This is a genomic window from Xanthobacter autotrophicus (assembly GCF_029991245.1).
Classification (GTDB): Bacteria; Pseudomonadota; Alphaproteobacteria; order Rhizobiales; family Xanthobacteraceae; genus Xanthobacter; species Xanthobacter autotrophicus_C.
Window position 1 is genome coordinate 58704 of the sequence record NZ_JAIVFO010000003.1, and the last position, 15602, is coordinate 74305.

Below are 15602 nucleotides of genomic sequence, written 5' to 3' on the forward strand. Positions count from 1 at the left end.
GTCCTGCATCCGCTGCAAACTGTGCTGTCTGCTACAGAACATTTCGGTCGGTTTGAACCGGAAGCTGACCGGATAAGCGTTTTCCGCGCTTGAGCTTAGGGCATAATCGACCCGAACGTAGAATTCGGAACTTACATGGCGAAAATTGTGATAATCGATCGCAGCCTCGACGAAACCCAGGTCGAGGGAAAAGAGGGTCTCTCCGTGATGGAGATCATCCGGGACAGCGGGTTTGACGAACTGCTGGCTTTGTGCGGTGGGTGCTGCTCTTGCGCTACCTGCCATGTCTACGTGGATCCGACGTTTTCATCTTTGCTACCTGAGATGAGCGATGAGGAGCATGATCTGCTCGACGGTTCAAGCAGTCGTCGCGCCGAATCCCGGCTTTCGTGTCAGCTGTTCTTCTCTGATGCGCTCGACGGGCTCCGCGTCACGATAGCGCCAGAGGATTGAGCGGGAGCAGGGCCTGCTCCTCCCGCATCTTGGAGCCATGCTGCCGAAACGTACCTGGATCGCACGAAGGGGCTAAGAACACCTAACAAAACGATTTATTAACCATGTTTGGGCGAGCCTTGGGCATGGCCAAGCAGCTTTTGCCCGATGCCCTTTGGGCCGAGATCGCCCCGTTGTTTCCTCCCGCTGCGCCGCGCCCGAAGGGCGGGCGGCCTCGGGTGGAGAACCGCGAGGCGCTGACCGGCATCCTGTTCGTGCTGTACACCGCGATCCCGTGGGAGCGGCTGCAGGTCGAGGTGGCCGGATGCTCGGGCATGACCTGCTGGCGACGGCTGCGGGCCTGGCAGGATGCCCGCTTGTGGGACGAGATCCACCGCCACATGCTGGAGCGCCTCAGCCTCGCCGGCGAGATCGACTGGTCGCGCGCCAGCGTGGACTCCTCGTCGGTCCCGGCCAAAAGGGGGGCGACGCGATCGGCCCGAACCCGACCGATCGCGGCAAGCGGGGCACCAAGCGGCACATCGTGGTCGACCGAAGGGGCCTGCCTCTCGCCGTCGTCCTGACCGGAGCCAACCGTCACGACAGCATGGCGCTGACCACCGTGGTCGATGCCATCCAGCCTGTCCGCCAACGACGCGGTCGTCCCCGTAAACGGCCCCAAAAGCTCCACGCCGACAAGGGCTACGACTTCGACCGTCGCCGGAAGGACCTGCGCAAGCGGGGCATCACGCCTCGCATCACGCGTCGCGGCATCGACAGTTCCGAGCATCTCGGCAAGCACAGATGGGTGGTCGAGCGCACCTTCGCCTGGATCAACAAGTTCCGGCGTCTCACCATCCGATACGAACGCCACGTCGACCTCTACCGCGCCTTCCTCGTTCTCGCCGCCGCTATCATCTGCTTCAGAGCCATCGACAGGTTTTGTTAGGTGTTCTAAATCAGCACCTCCTGTGCGATCAGGACATCTATTTCCTCTGGGGACTTGCCGAGCCGCACCTCAAGGATTTCGCGGGTGTGCTCTCCCAGCAGCGGTGCCGCGAGGCGTGGACCAACGGGCCCGGACGCAAAGCGGAAGGGTGGGCCATTGTAGATGGAGTTGCCCATCTCGGCATGGAGCAGGTAACGCCAGTGGTCCCGGTGCCGCATCTGCGGATCGCGATCGATCAGGTCGGCTGCGTTCTGCACCACCCCTGCCGTTACGCTGGCGGCCTGCAGCGCGTCCATCAATTCGTAGCCATCGCGTTGGAGGGTGTGCGTGGCGATCGCGCGGTCGATCGCCACGCAATTTTTGAGGCGATTTTGCAGCGCGCGCCACTCGGGCCTGTCCAGGGAGTCCGCGCCGAGGATCCGGGTGAGCGCTCGCCATTGGCCATCAGTGCCGACGCTAATGGCAATCCAGCGGTCATCCCCGGTCGTCGGGTACACACCGTGCGGCGCCTTGGCGGCATCGCGGTTGCCCTGCCTTGTCGCGACGCGCCCATTGACCTGGAAGTCCATGACCGGGGTCGGCATCAGCGCGAGCATGGGCTCGGTCTGCGCCATGTCGATCTTCTGGCCTTCGCCGGTCCGCCGTTTGTGGCGCAGCGCGGCCATGACAGCGAAGGCGCCGTGGCAGGGATTGGGAACGTGATCGGGATAGTTCGTGCCGGTCCCAGTCGGCTCGCGGTCGGGGTAGCCGCTCAGCCCCAGGAAGCCGGTGAGCGCGGCCATGGTGATGCCGTAGCCCAGCATCATCCGGTCCGGCCCTTCGTCCCCGTTCATCGACATGCCGATATAGATGAGCCCAGGGTTCAGCGCGACCAGCTGGTCATAGCCGACACCGAGCTTCTCCATCGTACCGGGCCGGAAATTGTTGGCGACGATGTCGGCCTCGGCGATGAGCGCGCGCACGATCTCGACGCCCCGCGGATCCTTCATGTTCACCGTTATGGAACGCTTGGAGCTGTTGCGGTCGGCGAAATAGCCGCTGCGATTCACGCTGCGCACGCCGTCCTTGAAGGGCGGGGCAAGGCGCAGGCTGTCGAGCGATCTGGTGCTTTCCACCTTGACGACGTCGGCCCCCATGTCGGCCAGCAGCTTGGTCATGTACGAGCCGGCGCCGACCCAGCAGAAGTCGATGATACTCACACCAGCCAAAGGCAGCCTGCTCATGCCGTAACCTCCTTGGCGGTGTTCGATGCCGTCGGGCTGCCGAGGCGCGGCGCGGCCGAGCGAAGCGCCCACGGCGTCTCGCCAAGCTTGTAGGGCGCACCGGGCATCCGCACTCCCGCAAGCGGTGTGCCGGACGGCGACGGCACGAAAAAGCCCCGATACGCAAGTTGAGCGTTATCCAGGAGATCAGGTGGCATGGACATGGGGGCCATCGGTACACGCCACTGTCGTGCAAGCACGTAGAGCTCGGCCTTGGTCTTGCCGGCAGCATAGGGAAGAAACACGCGCCCGAAGGCCTCTTCCGCTCCCGCGGCCTTGTCGTTCCAGTCGGGGCTCGCGAACAGCGCAGCGCCCGCCACGCCTTCAGCCTCCATCCACTCTGCGAAATTGCCCCACATCTGCGTGTCGCCGATGCCGCCGGCGAGGAGATAGATTTCGCCGTCTTGGCATTTGTAGATCCCAGTTCCGGCCTGCTTCGCACGCCCCGTCCGGTTGCGAACCCGGCCTTCGAGCTGATAGACCTGAGCAGCATTTTCGAGCGCCATGACGATCGATTCCTGGATCGAGACATCGATCAGCTCGCCCTGGCCGGTCTGCTCGGCGTGGAGGATCGCGGTAAGCGAAGCTACGGCGGCGAATTGGTCGGCCGCCAGGACCCCCTGCTCGCCATAGGCCACCACCGGAGCGGCATCGGGAAAGCCGGCCATGGTCAGAAGGCCGCCCATCGCCATCAGGGTGAGGTCGTCGCCCGTCATGTGGGCGTATGGCCCGCTCGCGCCGAAGGGGGTGATGCGGGTGCTGACGAGCGCTGGGTTGGCCTCGCACAGCTTGTCCAGGTCCACGCGGCCAAAAGCGGGATGGTCGGCGAGGATTACGAGATGCGCGTCAGCCGCGAGACGCGTGAGCGATGTCATCCCCTCCTCGCTGGCGAAGTCCAGCACCACGCTGTCCTTGTTGGCCGCGAAATATGCGAACGCCAGGCTGTTGTCCGGTCCCGGGACATCGCCGGCGAAGGGCGGCTTGCGCCGCATCGGGGACCCGCCCGGCGGCTCGACGAGGGTGACCGAAGCGCCCAGATCGGCGAACAGCTTGCCGCAATAGGCGCCGTACAGCCCCGACAATTCCAGAACGCGTATGCCCGCCAGCGCAGATTTCGCCATCATCAGAACTGCTTCGGCCTGCCGCCGCGCAGCAGTTCGCGCGCGATCAGCCAGCGATGGATTTCCGAGGGTCCTTCAACGATCCGCAGCACGCGCACCTCGCGCGCCATGAATTCCAGCGGCAGCTCCTTGCTCACCCCCATGCCGCCAAACAGCTGGATCGCGCGGTCGATCACGCGGGTCGCCATTTCGGTCGCCTGCACCTTCACCATCGAGGCTCCACGACGGATTTCGCTGCGCTTGTCATCGTTCGAGGCATGATCGAGCTGCCAGGCTAGGCGGTAGGTGAGCAGCTTCACCATCTCGATTTCCTGATAGGAGTCGGCGATCCACCACTGGATCGCCTGGCGGTCGGCGAGCGGGGCGCCGAAGGTCCTGCGCGTGTTGGCCTGCTCGATCATCATGTCGAGGGCGCGCTGCGCGTAACCCAGGCACCAGCAGGCGCATTCCATGCGGCGGATGCCGAGCCGGTTCTGCAGCGGCGCGAAGGCGTTGCCCACCGCGCCGAGCACCTGAGCGTCATCGAGCGGGACATCGTCGAAATTGACCGCATAAGCGTGGAAGTTGCCGCCGATGACGGAAAACTCCTGCGGGACGGTGACGCCGGGTGTGCCCTTGTCCACGAGAAAGGCAGTCATGCCGCCTCGCGTTCCCTTCTCCCTGTCCGTGACGGCGATGACGATCATGAAATCGGCTGTCCGGGCGTTGCTGATCCACATCTTCTCGCCGTTCAGCACCCATTTGTCGCCGCGGCGCTCGGCCTTCAAGCGAATGCCGGCCGCGTCGGCGCCAGCGCCGGCTTCCGTCAGCGCCAGCGCTGACTTCTTTTCGCCAGTGGCATAGGGCAGCACGTAGCGCTCGATCTGGTCTCCCGTCGCGCATTCCGACAGGAAGTAAAGGTTGGGGCTGTCAGGCGGCAGCGTGAAGGGCGTGATCGAGTAGAACATCTGCTCGGTGACCACGCACTTGATCAGCGCGCCCATGTCGTGACCGCCGAAGCGTTCGGGCACGTCGATCCCCCACAGACCGAGCTCCTGCGAGCGCGCCTTGAGCCGCGCTTCCACATCAGGCGGGATCAGCGGATCGCCGCCCATGCCGCGGTTTGCCTCGCGCTCGATCACGAGCCGCTCGAGCGGGATCAGCTCATCGGCGACGAAGCGGCGCGTCAGTTCGCCGATCATGCGAGCGTCTTCCGTAAGGCTGAAGTCCATTTTTTCCATGCTTTTCGTTTTGAGCAAGACCTTGCGCGGAGGATGGCTGGCAGGCTGGTCTGCCATCAACCTAAATAATCGACTGTATTGTTGATTTATTCTCACGCATCGGCCGACCCTCATGCCGTGCGGAAATCAAATGGACACATGGCTCACATGTGTCCCCTCATGGTTGAGGCTGAGACAAGCGTCGGGCAGAAATATCACTTGAATTGGGCTCCGGCCAAAGGATTATACATGATGTCTTCGGATCTGTGCGTGCTGTCACGCGCATGATGACCATCGTCATCAGCCAGTGATCGGCCCGGTGGGTCGATCAGGGCAGGCCACGCGGGGGATGCATCGCTCTCATCTTGCCCATTTTATTCTGCTGCGGTTCGCATCTGAAACATGTGCCGGCGGGTTATCCGCCCGGCACGGCCCACCGGCACGGAGTATTTGAATGCTTGAAGGCAAGGTCGCGCTGGTGACCGGGGCAGGCAGGGGGCTCGGGCGCGAACATGCCCTTGCCCTTGCCGCCGCCGGCGCGCGCGTGGTGGTCAATGACTTCGGCGGCTCCAACACAGGCGAGGGCAGCGATGCCGGCCCGGCCGCCCAAGTGGCGGCGGAGATTGCTGCGGCGGGCGGCGAGGCGGTCCCGAACACCGGCAGCGTCGGCGACTGGGATGAAGCCGCCGCCATGGTGGCGCAGGCGATCGATACGTTCGGCGGCATCGACATTATCGTCAACAATGCCGGCATCAACCGCGTTGCCGCCCTCGGCCAGGTCGCCGAGCAGGATTGGGATCTCTCGAATAACGTCATCGCCAAGGGCACGTTCGCGACGATCAACGCCGCCGCGGCGCACTGGGTCGCGATCGGGCCGCGTGCGGGGCGCGCGGTCATCAACACGGCCTCTCCCGCGGCCCTACACCCGGCGCCTGCGATTTCCGTCTACAGCGCGGCCAAGGCAGCGGTCGTCGCCCTGAGCCAGGCGGCCGCCCTTGAGCTCGCGCCGCTCGGAGTGCGGGTCAACGTCATCGCTCCCATGGCGCGCACGCGCATGCTGGAGGGAGCGCCGCCGGAAATCATGGATCTCATGGCGCCACGCGCCGGGTTCGATCCGAACCTGCCCGAGCATGTCGCACAGCTGGTGGTCTATCTCGCGGGCCCGCTGTGCCGCTTCACTGGTCGCGTCTTCGGCGGCTGGGGCGATCAGGTGTTCCTGTTCAAGGAATGGGATGCGGCATTTCAGGCCGGAAACAACGGGGTGAAATGGACGTCGGAGACGCTGGCCGCGGCCCTCGCGGGCTTTCCCGCGCGCGACAGCCGGCAGACCCTTTTTCCAGGCGGGAAGATGCTGGCGGACATGCCGCCGGCGGAGCTGCTCGACGCGCTCGACCAGATGGCGCGCAGCGAACCGGTGTCCTGACCCGACGCCGGCGGGGAGGCAATGTGTCCAAAAGGGAACGAACATGACGGCTTTGACAATCCATCGCGTATCGACGGCGGCGCGCCTTCCATGAGCGCCGTCGAAATCCCCTCGGCGCCGCGCAAGCCGGGCGAAGGCGTGCGCCTGTTTGCGTTCACCGTCGGTTACGTGCACCTGCCGCTGTCTTATTTCCTCAAAGGCGAGCAAGGCGAGGTCAAGGCGCCGGTGACCGCGTTTCTGATCGATCACCCCAAGGGGCTCGTGTTGTTCGACACCGGCCTCGGGCAGCGTTTCGTGCGGCCGCGCGGCAGTCCGGCCGACAGCTTCATCGATATCGAGCAAGGCGACACGATGCTGGAGCGGGTTCGTGCGCTCGGCGTCGATCCGGCGGATGTGCGCTGGATCATCTCCTCGCATTTCCATGCCGACCATTGCGGTGGCAATGGGCAGTTTCCGAACGCGACCATCATCATCGGCAAGGCCGAGCATGACTTTGCCCGCGACAATGCCGACGGGCAGCTCTATTGCCGGGAGGAATTCGACACCGGACAGCCTCTCCTGAAGGTCCATGGTGAACATGATGTCTTCGGCGACGGCACCGTCGTCGTGTTCGCGACGGCTGGTCATACGCCGGGCCACCAGTCGGCGCGTGTGCGGACTGACGGCGGCGACATCGTGCTGACCGCGGACTGCTGCACCATGCAGCGGTCCCTGGAGGAATTCAGGCTGCCGGAGCATTGCCACGATGCGGATCAGGCGCTCGCCTCGCTCAAGCTGCTCGCCGGCTTAAGGCAGAAGGGCGCGCGCGTCTTCCCCAGTCATGATCCCGATTTTTGGGAAACGGTGGCCAAGAACGTGCCGGTTCGCTGAAGCGCGGCGCGTGCCCGAGGATGATCGACATGCAGGAAACAATGCTTGAACTTGACGCCGCGCGCACGGCCTGCGCGCGGGCTGCAGATTGGCTGGGTAGCCACGTGGGTTCGGACGGCGAGCCGGCGGATGCGGCGGAACGGAACGGGTGGAGCAGGCTCGGCTGGGGCCTTGCCGTGGCGGGTAGGCCGGATGCGGCTGCAGCCGTCGTTTCCTGGATCGCGCGAAACCGCATCGCGGCAGATGGCGGTTTTCAGCCGGGCCGCCTGCGCGGCCAGGACTATATCGCCGTCTATCCTCACTACTGGCTCGGCACCTTCGTGGTGAGCGCGTGGCTGGCGGGCCGGCTCGACGTCGCCATGCGATCTATGGCCTATTTGAGGACACGGCAGGATACGCAGACCGGCGGGATCCCCATGGTGTCAGAGGCCGATGGCGAACCGGTTTGCGACATGCTGTCGACCGCCCAGGTCGGGCTGGGTGCCCTCGTCACTGGCGACCGCGAAACGGCGGAGAAATGTGCGCTCTGGGTGCGTGCGCTGGCGGAGCAGTCAGCGGGCGAAAGCCTTGTATTTCATTCATGCCGGAAGGGCGCGGACCTGTGGATTGACCCGGATCCGGCCTTTGTATGGTCGGCTGTCGCCGATTTCAGTCGGCCCCGCCAAGCCTATTACACCCCGGGGATGGGCGCCGTGTTCCTCGCCCGCTTCGCGGCCCGCTATGGATGCGCTCAGTCGATTGCCGCGGCGCGGCGCCTGCTGGCGTTCAACTTGAACGGCAGCTCAGCGCAATTCGATGATCTCGCATCGGTTCAGGCCTGCAAGTTCGGCTGGGCGGTGGCCGAAATGGCGCTCGCGGATCCCGAGGGAGACTGGCATCCTTGGGTGCAGCGGATGACTCGATGGTTTCTCGACCGGCAGTCACAGGAGGGTGCATGGGGTCCTTCCGCCTTCGCCATGGCCGCGCCGAGCCTTGCGGATCGCCTTGTGAAGACCAGTGAGCATCTCATGGAGCTCAGCGTTTGCATGGCAGCGCTCGGTGCTGTCGGCGCAGGGCGGTGATCGGGCGGGCGGCATTCCGCCCGCCCGATCACCGCTTTCGGAGGGCGTTCGTCACGCGAGGATGTCCTTCAAGGCGGTCGACGTGTCAGCCAGGCATTCCGGCGGAATGACGGCCTTACCCAGGACCAGCTTGCGACCTTGGACATAGTCCTTGACCGCGTTGACGCAGTCGAGCGCGATGACACGCCCTTCCCTCAAGTAGATGATCGAGAAGCTGCGGCTTTCCGGCACGCCCCGCAAAATCGCATGGTCGTGACCGATGGACAGGCCAACGGTCTGGAGTTTTAGGTCATACTGGCTCGACCAGAACCACGGTATAGCATTATAACATGTCGCTTCACCTGCGATGGATCTCGCTGCGACGGTCGCCTGATCATTGGCGTTCTGCACTGATTCAAGCCGGATGAGCTCTCCATCGGCGAAGCCATTGGCGTGCAGCGCGCAGTCGCCGATGGCAAAGATGTCAGGAAGGCTGGTCCGGCACTGGTCGTTCACCAGCACCCCGTTGCCACCCGCTGCGCCTGCCGCGAGCAACGGCGCAACAGCTGGGATGATGCCGATGCCGACGATCACCATCCCGCACGGCAGGACTTCGCCATCTTCAAGACGGACGCCCGTCGCGCGATCACCACCCTCGATGCATTCGACTCGTGCGCTGAGCCGCAGATCGACGCCATGAGCCCGATGTTCCTTCTCGATGAAGCGCGACAGATCCTCTCCGGCCACGCGGGATAGGACACGGTCCGCCGCCTCGAGCAGCCACACCTTTTTGCCGAGCTTGGTCAAAACCGCGGCGGCCTCCAGGCCGATATAGCCGCCGCCAATCACCACGACGCGTTCGACCGAGGACAACTCGCTTTCGATGCGGTCGACATCGGCGCGTGTCCGGACGGTATGCACGCCGAGAAGGTTGCCCCCCTTGCATGCCAGCTGCCGCGGGGGGCCGCCGGTGGCCCAGATCAAGGATTTGTAGCTGACCCGCTCGCCGTTCGTCGTCGCCACGACGTGTTCTTCCGGATCGAGGATGTTGACGCGTCGGTTAAGCAGCATTGTCACGTCGCGTTCTTGCCAGAAATGGGCAGGCCGGATGAGCAGACGTTCGAAGCTCTTCTCTCGTGCGAGATATTCCTTGGACAAGGGCGGACGTTCATAGGGAAGGTCAGGCTCGTCGCTGACGATGCCAATGGAGCCAAGGAAATGCGCCTGACGCAAGGCGATGGCGGCCTGAGCGCCGGCATGTCCGCCTCCGACGATCAACACATCGAAACCGGTCATCATCCCAAGCCTTTCGATAGTGGATGCCAAGGCATCGCGTAGCTCTTCGTCAACATCGGCGAGATCATGTGTTTCCTGCCTTGCTCAGGCTCGCGCCGCCGCCATGACCCGCTGCGGTCTTTCGCTCTGCATGGATTGACTTCAAATGAGATCGTCAAAGCGTATGTTCACCGCTTCGTGCGATGCGCCGCGTCCGCCGCTATCGCACGGTTTTTTACATGCGAGGTGTCGTCGTCAGGGCGGAACCACGGCCTAGGCGCGATCCGAGCAAATTGAATCAATTTGCTCGGCGAATCGCCATCGAAATACTGATATTGAAAGTGTTTTCCGATCATCCTGCGATGCCAGCTGATCGGTGCGTGCTCTATCATCTTTCGGCGCGCTTCGACAATTCGGCAGGTCGCCTTGCCCGACAACAGCTGTGAGCACCGCTGGGCCAGAGCCTGCGGCACGTTCAGACCAGCGAAACGCGCAGATGCTCGCATTCGCTGACCATCGGTCCGACCGCGGCTTTCCAATCGCCGATCATGCGAATTTTGGGAAAGCGTTCGGCGACGATGCGGATCATTTCGCTGATCTCGAGGCGGGCGAGGATGGCGCCCAGGCAGCTGTAGCTGGAGCCGCCAAACTGCAGCGCTTTCGACGCCGGACGGTTCAGCCGGAATTCATTGGGCGATTCGAACTTCGTCTCGTCCCGCCCCGTCGATCGTGTGGCCACCATGATCCAGCTGTCCGCCGGAAACGTGAAATCACCGACGATCACGTCTTTTGAGGCATGGCGCGTGATCACATTGAAGCGGGGGCACAGGCGAAAGGTTTCCTCGGCGGCCTGTGTGGAGGCGGTGGGACGGGCCAGAACCTCCTCCCAGCGGGAGCGGTCCTCCAGTAGAGTCCCGAAGCTCAGGCCCAGCTGATGCATGGTGTTATCCATGCTGGCGATGAGCAGGGACATGGCAACCGACGTCACCTCTTCCGGCGAGATCATGCCGTCCTGCTCGCAGCGGATCAGCTCCGAGGTGAAATCGTCGCCAAGATTGGTGCGGCGCGCCTCGATATGCTCGCGCAGGAAGTCCATACCCTCCCAGAAGGCATCTTCCGACTCCTTCACCCGCGCCTTGTTGAAGGTGATCAGTGGCGGATTGATCGAATTGGTGATGCGCCAGACCTCCGGGGCAAGTTCCCGCGGCGCCGAGACGAGTTCACAGTAGAGTTGCGGCGGCAGGCGATCGCCGATCTCCGCCATGAAATCCACATTGGTCGGATCCTTGATGTCATCAAGGATCCCGTGGATCAGCTCACGGACCAGGCTCTGCAGCTTCGCCACCTGCTGGGGCTTGAGCAGGTGCATGTACGGCTTGCGCATATGCTCGCGCTGTGCGCCTTCCGTGCAGACGATGATCTTGTTCCACTCCTCACGATAGGGGCCGTGGGTGATATCGAGTTGATCGAGCACCCAGCCAAAGCCGCCGCCAATGTCGAAATCCTTGCTCGACATGACCGTCCAGCCGTTGTCATGGGTCAGAACCTCGTATCCCCGATCGCTGACCGCAATCCAGCTTTTCTTGCGCACATCGGCATATTCCTGGGCGGTTGCCACGCTCGAAATGCGTGGAAGGGTGTCTATGCCCGCGGTCGTCATAGCTTTTATCCTTGTTTCTCAGTGGAGAAGCGTTTCCATGTCTCGTTAAGCCATCGCTGCGGCAACGGCGTCGGAATAGCGCTGGAAGCGCTTGATGTTCTCCCATTCGTGCATCACTCCGGCGGTCAGGCAGACGAACGTTGCGTCCGCCTCCGGATCGACCCAAAAGAGCGTGCTGCCCGCCCCGTTGTTTCCGAAGGTTCCCACGCTTGTGAGCGTGCCGTATTGGCTGGCGACGGCCTTCTCGCCTTTCAGCGAGAAGCCGAGCCCGATATAGGCGGGATAGCTATTGCCCCCCATGCTCAGCGCCAGTCCGCGATAAAGCTCATTTTCCATTTCGCCGGTCCAGTTGCGGCGGGCCAGCTTGATCGTGCGGGACGACAGGATCCGCGTCCCGTCGAGCTCGCCGCCACGGCGCAGCATCTCGGCAAAGCGCCAGATGTTGTCGCCCGTGGAGACGCAGCCCACATGCGGCATCTCCGCATCTTCCTCCTCGAACATGCCGTATGGGCCCGGCTTGGTGCGTCCCGGAAGCGGCAGAGGCAGCACGTCGCGCATGTCGGGAACCACGTGCCGGGGCTGCAGGTCCTTGCGGACACCCAGCGCCGTGTCGTGCATCGCGAGCGGCTCGAACAGGTCCTCCCGGTAGATGTCGCGGAGCGACCGACCCTTGGGATCGGTTCGACGCAGTGCTTCTCCCATCAGCACATGGTTGATCAAGGGCTGGTAGTCACATCTCTGGCCCGGCTCGAGGGACCCATGGACCCGCTCGAAGACGTCGGCGATGAGTTCGTCGAAGTCCCCCTGATAGCCATTGGGCTTCAGCTCCCACATGCCGGGCCAACCGGATGTGTGTGTCAGCAGATGAAAGAAGGTCGCCCGCTCGCGCGGAGGACCGGAGAATTCCGGGATGACCTCCGCGACCCTGGTGGTGAGCGCGAAGCGGCCCTGCTCGATGGCGCGCAAGGTCAGAACGTTGGTGAACGCCTTTGTCATCGAAAAGATACTGAAGACGGACTCCCGCTTGAGGGGCGTCTTGCCGGCCGCGTCGGCGTGGCCGATGGTCTCGGCAAAAACAAGCGTCCCGCTCCGCCCCACGCGAACGCAAGCGCCATGATAGAGGCCTTTCGCGATATCCTGCTCGATCATCGCCTTGAAGTGAGCGAGTTGGTCCTGCCAGACATTCGTCATTTGTGATGTCCACCTGCGATGTTTCTGTTGATTGGATCTTCACAGTTGAGCCGGGAGAAGAGGCGGCTTTCCCCGGATCAGATCGGCGGCCTTTTCGCCGATCATTATCGTCGGAGCATTGGTATTCCCGCCCGGAATTGCCGGCATGACCGACGCATCGGCGATCCGCAGTCCAGTGATGCCGTGTACCCGCAGCTGCGGGTCGACGACCGCCATGTCGTCGACTCCCATCCGGCAGGTGCCGACGGGGTGCCGCACGGTGTACAATGCCTGCCTGATCGCGCCGAGGATCTGCTCGTCGCTCTCGACCCCTTCGCCGGGAACAATCTCGCGCGCCACCAGGCTCTTGAGTGGCTCGGCGCGATAGATTTCGCGAGTAAGACGGACCGCCCTGATCAGGGTCTGGGCGTCGCGCTGGTCGGAAAGCAGATTGAGACTGATGCTCGGCGGCTCGGCGGGGTCGGCCGACTTCAGTTTCATCGTTCCTCGGCTAAGGGGATGGAGCAGGATGATCCCCGCCTCTATGCGATGCTCCTGTTCCGGCCAGACGAGCGGAAACCAGGCGCGCGCGTCGCGCCGCACTGGATTGAAGAAGATCTGAATGTCCGGGCGCTCGAGGTCCGGCTTTGACTTCAGAAGTCCTTGCGCCATCAGCGGCTGGGTGGCGAACAAGCCCGTTCCCGCGAGCAGCCACTGCATGAAATGAACGCCCGCGCGGTCGAGGCGCAGTTGCCGGATTGGGGTCAGTCGCTCCTTTGTCTTGTTGCTCAGCATGTAGGTCGCGTGATCGGCGATATTCTTTCCGACGCCGGGAAGGTCCAATATTGGCTCGACACCGGCCTGGCGCAGCTCATCGGCCGCGCCGATGCCTGAAAGCATCAGCAGCCGGGCGGTATTATAGACACCGGCCGAGAGGACGACTTCCTTGCGGGCACGCACGATCCGGCGCCGTCCGCCCTGGATAAACTCGATGCCTACGGCGCGCCCGTCTTCCACCAGAATCCTGGTGGCCTTTGCGTGGAGCAGAAGATGGAGATTGGGCCGCTTCAGAATGGGCCGAAGGTAGGCGCGGGCGGTACTGGAACGGCGCCCGCGTCCATCGACGGTGATGTCGGACAAATGTGAAATGCCCTCGAACGGCTCGGAATCGAGATCGTCGACGATGCGATGACCTTGCGCCCGCGCGGCTGCGATCAAGGGCTCCTGCAGCAGCCCCCGAGGACTGACGGCGCTCGTCTTGAGCGGCCCATCCCCGGAATGATAGGTGGAGTTTCCGCGCCAGCTTCCCTCTGCCCGCTTGAAGTACGGAAGCACTTCGGCAAACGACCAGCCTTCGCACCCCATCTGGCGCCATTCATCGTAGTCGACCGGATGGCCGCGGGAGTAGATCTTGCCGTTGATTGCAGACGAGCCGCCTAACAGATGGCCCTGCGGCAGGTCGAGGCGGCGATTGTTCAGCTGAGGCTCCGGTTCGGAAACGAAACCCCAATTCAGGTTGGCCGGCCTGTTGCGATAGAAGCCGATGCCCATATGAAAGTAGATATTGTTGTCCGGCCCGCCAGATTCCAGAACGAGGGCGCTGATTCCGGCGTCCTCCGTCAATCTGGAGGCGACCACGCCGCCGCCAGATCCAGAACCCACGATGATATAGTCGAACTCGCTCATGTTCGAAATCTCAAGATCAAGGATGATTGCTTAGAAAATTACCACTTCGCCAGACGCATTGTCCGACCGATGCATCTCGTCAGGTCGACTTGGTATGTGCGGAACTGGAAGTCCGCAACACTTCATCGCGTCAAGTGCTGGCGACTTTGGCGCAGCAATTCACTCGGTCGGGACAAGCGATGCTGTATGGCATGCCGGAAGCTCGTCCTGAGCAGCAAGCAAATGCCATTGGAGAATTATTTGTAAGCGCGGCTCTGCCGAGCCGCCGCTCACTTCAACTCAGTCGGTATGGGATGTCCCAGCGTGGTGCGTCGAACGCATCGCCGATCGCGCGCGTGACCCTTGAGGTCAGGTCCATAAATTTCCTCCCGCTTTCTTTTGGCCCGAGCGGCGTGAGCGTCATCCCGCTGGGGTTGTTTGCCCCATCATGCACGAGACTAGACACGTGTCTAGTGAAACCTCCAGATCATGTTTCCGGCGAGGAGGATTTCGCGGGGCAATGGCGTTTGAGGCGGCGTCGGGATGCGCGCGATTGCGGCGGTACGTGCCCCAGAACCGACGCACCGGTTGGGCGTGTCGTGGCCCGCCCATGTCATCTCAGGCGATGCATATCGCGACCGAGGTGGTCCTCGAAACTCGGACAGGAAGCTGAGATGTTTGATCCCGGGCTTTGATGGTGCAGTCTTTTCACAGGAATGGAAGGATGCGCTATGGGCCAGGTTCTCCATGGATGCGCCACGACGACAGAGGCAGTGCGTCGAGCGATACAGCATAGTCATGTCTGGATGGCGCCCGCTGATCAAGGGTTTGATTTCGGCGATGAGCAGTCGCGGGTGCGGTCATGTCTCCGGCCTGTTGATGCGGTCTTATGACCGCTGGCCCTGATGGTGTCCGCTGATCTGTTGGCCTGATCAAGAGAGCGAGCTCGAGGCTCCGACTATGCTGCAGGCTTTCCAGATCGATCCTCGTCCCTTCCCATCACGTCGTTGTCACCCTTGATTCTGGTCCGCAGGCTTCAACCGAAGCTGCAACTACGCCGGTTTGCCTGCATAGTGCGTCACGTCGCGCATGAGCGCGAAGGCGATGCGGGCGAGCTTGTTGGCGAGCGCCACAGCCACCAGCTTGAAGGGCTTGGTATCCATCAGGCGATCGGCCCACATCCGCAACGCATCGCAGCTCCGTTTGCGATGGAAGAGAACGGCATGAGCTCCGACCACGAGCAGCTTGCGCAGATATCGGTTGGACGGTCTCCTCCTGATGAGTACTTGGCAGCAGCCATCCTGGCACGGCCTCTCACGAGGATCATGCCGTCGCGGGCGCCGTCCACCCCATCAAGAGAGCCTGAGGGCTCTGGCCAAGCGCTATGGGATCAACCAGAAAACAGTCGCTAGAGCGGTAGCCGATCATATTGGATCATATCCAGCGGCTTCGAATAAGTTCCGGCACTCCTGCGGCGTGAAGAGATCTGCGATACGTCCGATGGCTGCCCACAGGCCTTCGACGGTGCGCTCGGCA

General features: G+C 62.9%; 13 protein-coding genes and 1 pseudogene. 5 read left to right on the top strand and 9 right to left on the bottom strand.

Features of this window, described 5'->3' with window-relative positions:
- Nucleotides 1–135: 135 nt before the first annotated feature.
- Complete coding sequence (locus K9U41_RS01495) at nucleotides 136–453, top strand: 2Fe-2S iron-sulfur cluster-binding protein (RefSeq protein WP_282639084.1); 318 nt, start codon at nucleotides 136–138, stop codon at nucleotides 451–453.
- 125 nt (nucleotides 454–578) lie between these two features.
- Nucleotides 579–1381 (top strand): IS5 family transposase gene (locus K9U41_RS01500; RefSeq protein ID WP_432715712.1). Its coding sequence is split into 2 segments (ribosomal slippage): nucleotides 579–915 and nucleotides 915–1381, totalling 804 coding nucleotides; the frame shifts between segments, so codons are not numbered across the junction.
- Nucleotides 1382–1386: 5 nt separating this feature from the next.
- Here K9U41_RS01500 and K9U41_RS01505 read toward each other — a convergent pair.
- Genes K9U41_RS01505 through K9U41_RS01515 form a run of 3 tightly spaced genes read right to left on the bottom strand, consistent with a single transcriptional unit; the run spans nucleotide 1387 to nucleotide 5098 of the window.
- Nucleotides 1387–2604: a CaiB/BaiF CoA transferase family protein gene (locus K9U41_RS01505; protein ID WP_282639086.1), complete on the bottom strand. Its 1218-nt coding sequence runs from the start codon at nucleotides 2602–2604 to the stop codon at nucleotides 1387–1389.
- On the bottom strand, nucleotides 2601–3767 hold the full coding sequence (locus tag K9U41_RS01510) for a CaiB/BaiF CoA transferase family protein (protein WP_282639088.1): 1167 nt from the start codon (nucleotides 3765–3767) through the stop codon (nucleotides 2601–2603). Before K9U41_RS01510 ends, K9U41_RS01505 begins: the two co-directional genes overlap by 4 nt.
- A complete protein-coding gene (locus K9U41_RS01515; RefSeq protein ID WP_349237817.1) occupies nucleotides 3767–5098 on the bottom strand; it encodes an acyl-CoA dehydrogenase family protein in 1332 nt (443 codons plus the stop codon). The genes K9U41_RS01510 and K9U41_RS01515 overlap by 1 nt, the downstream gene beginning before the upstream one ends.
- Before the next feature lie 319 nt (nucleotides 5099–5417).
- On the opposite strand from K9U41_RS01515, the gene K9U41_RS01520 reads away from it, so the two are divergent.
- The 3 genes from K9U41_RS01520 to K9U41_RS01530 all read left to right on the top strand — a co-directional run bounded on the left by K9U41_RS01520 (nucleotide 5418) and on the right by K9U41_RS01530 (nucleotide 8317).
- Nucleotides 5418–6386: an SDR family NAD(P)-dependent oxidoreductase gene (locus K9U41_RS01520; protein ID WP_282639089.1), complete on the top strand. Its 969-nt coding sequence runs from the start codon at nucleotides 5418–5420 to the stop codon at nucleotides 6384–6386.
- A gap of 90 nt (nucleotides 6387–6476) precedes the next feature.
- On the top strand, nucleotides 6477–7256 hold the full coding sequence (locus K9U41_RS01525) for an N-acyl homoserine lactonase family protein (RefSeq protein WP_282639090.1): 780 nt from the start codon (nucleotides 6477–6479) through the stop codon (nucleotides 7254–7256).
- A gap of 20 nt (nucleotides 7257–7276) precedes the next feature.
- Nucleotides 7277–8317 carry a hypothetical protein gene (locus K9U41_RS01530; RefSeq protein ID WP_282639091.1) on the top strand — a complete coding sequence of 347 codons (1041 nt, stop codon included), beginning with the start codon at nucleotides 7277–7279 and terminating at the stop codon, nucleotides 8315–8317.
- A 51-nt stretch (nucleotides 8318–8368) separates the two neighbouring features.
- Here K9U41_RS01530 and K9U41_RS01535 read toward each other — a convergent pair whose 3' ends face one another.
- The 6 genes and pseudogenes from K9U41_RS01535 to K9U41_RS01560 all read right to left on the bottom strand — a co-directional run.
- Nucleotides 8369–9595, bottom strand: a complete 1227-nt coding sequence (locus tag K9U41_RS01535; RefSeq protein WP_282639092.1) for an NAD(P)/FAD-dependent oxidoreductase — start codon at nucleotides 9593–9595, stop codon at nucleotides 8369–8371.
- Between the two features lie 451 nt (nucleotides 9596–10046).
- Complete coding sequence (locus K9U41_RS01540) at nucleotides 10047–11231, bottom strand: cytochrome P450 (protein ID WP_282639093.1); 1185 nt, start codon at nucleotides 11229–11231, stop codon at nucleotides 10047–10049.
- Between the two features lie 45 nt (nucleotides 11232–11276).
- Nucleotides 11277–12422, bottom strand: a complete 1146-nt coding sequence (locus K9U41_RS01545; RefSeq protein WP_282639094.1) for a serine hydrolase domain-containing protein — start codon at nucleotides 12420–12422, stop codon at nucleotides 11277–11279.
- Between the two features lie 39 nt (nucleotides 12423–12461).
- Nucleotides 12462–14087: a GMC family oxidoreductase gene (locus K9U41_RS01550; protein ID WP_282639095.1), complete on the bottom strand. Its 1626-nt coding sequence runs from the start codon at nucleotides 14085–14087 to the stop codon at nucleotides 12462–12464.
- Between the two features lie 1031 nt (nucleotides 14088–15118).
- Nucleotides 15119–15247 (bottom strand): hypothetical protein, encoded by a 129-nt coding sequence (locus tag K9U41_RS23905; protein ID WP_432715713.1) that lies wholly within the window; start codon nucleotides 15245–15247, stop codon nucleotides 15119–15121.
- Nucleotides 15248–15490: 243 nt separating this feature from the next.
- Nucleotides 15491–15602: pseudogene (locus tag K9U41_RS01560) on the bottom strand (IS630 family transposase); the annotation flags it as partial.

Excerpts from the sequence above, each read along its gene's own strand:
- K9U41_RS01495 (WP_282639084.1), top strand. The coding sequence starts at position 136 with ATGGCGAAAATTGTGATAATCGATCGCAGCCTCGACGAAACCCAGGTC.
- K9U41_RS01510 (WP_282639088.1), bottom strand. The coding sequence starts at position 3,767 with ATGATGGCGAAATCTGCGCTGGCGGGCATACGCGTTCTGGAATTGTCG.
- K9U41_RS01530 (WP_282639091.1), top strand. The coding sequence starts at position 7,277 with ATGATCGACATGCAGGAAACAATGCTTGAACTTGACGCCGCGCGCACG.
- K9U41_RS01520 (WP_282639089.1), top strand. The coding sequence starts at position 5,418 with ATGCTTGAAGGCAAGGTCGCGCTGGTGACCGGGGCAGGCAGGGGGCTC.
- K9U41_RS01540 (WP_282639093.1), bottom strand. The coding sequence starts at position 11,231 with ATGACGACCGCGGGCATAGACACCCTTCCACGCATTTCGAGCGTGGCA.
- K9U41_RS23905 (WP_432715713.1), bottom strand. The coding sequence starts at position 15,247 with ATGTGGGCCGATCGCCTGATGGATACCAAGCCCTTCAAGCTGGTGGCT.
- K9U41_RS01550 (WP_282639095.1), bottom strand. The coding sequence starts at position 14,087 with ATGAGCGAGTTCGACTATATCATCGTGGGTTCTGGATCTGGCGGCGGC.
- K9U41_RS01525 (WP_282639090.1), top strand. The coding sequence starts at position 6,477 with ATGAGCGCCGTCGAAATCCCCTCGGCGCCGCGCAAGCCGGGCGAAGGC.
- K9U41_RS01545 (WP_282639094.1), bottom strand. The coding sequence starts at position 12,422 with ATGACGAATGTCTGGCAGGACCAACTCGCTCACTTCAAGGCGATGATC.
- K9U41_RS01505 (WP_282639086.1), bottom strand. The coding sequence starts at position 2,604 with ATGAGCAGGCTGCCTTTGGCTGGTGTGAGTATCATCGACTTCTGCTGG.
- K9U41_RS01535 (WP_282639092.1), bottom strand. The coding sequence starts at position 9,595 with ATGATGACCGGTTTCGATGTGTTGATCGTCGGAGGCGGACATGCCGGC.
- K9U41_RS01515 (WP_349237817.1), bottom strand. The coding sequence starts at position 5,098 with ATGAGGGTCGGCCGATGCGTGAGAATAAATCAACAATACAGTCGATTA.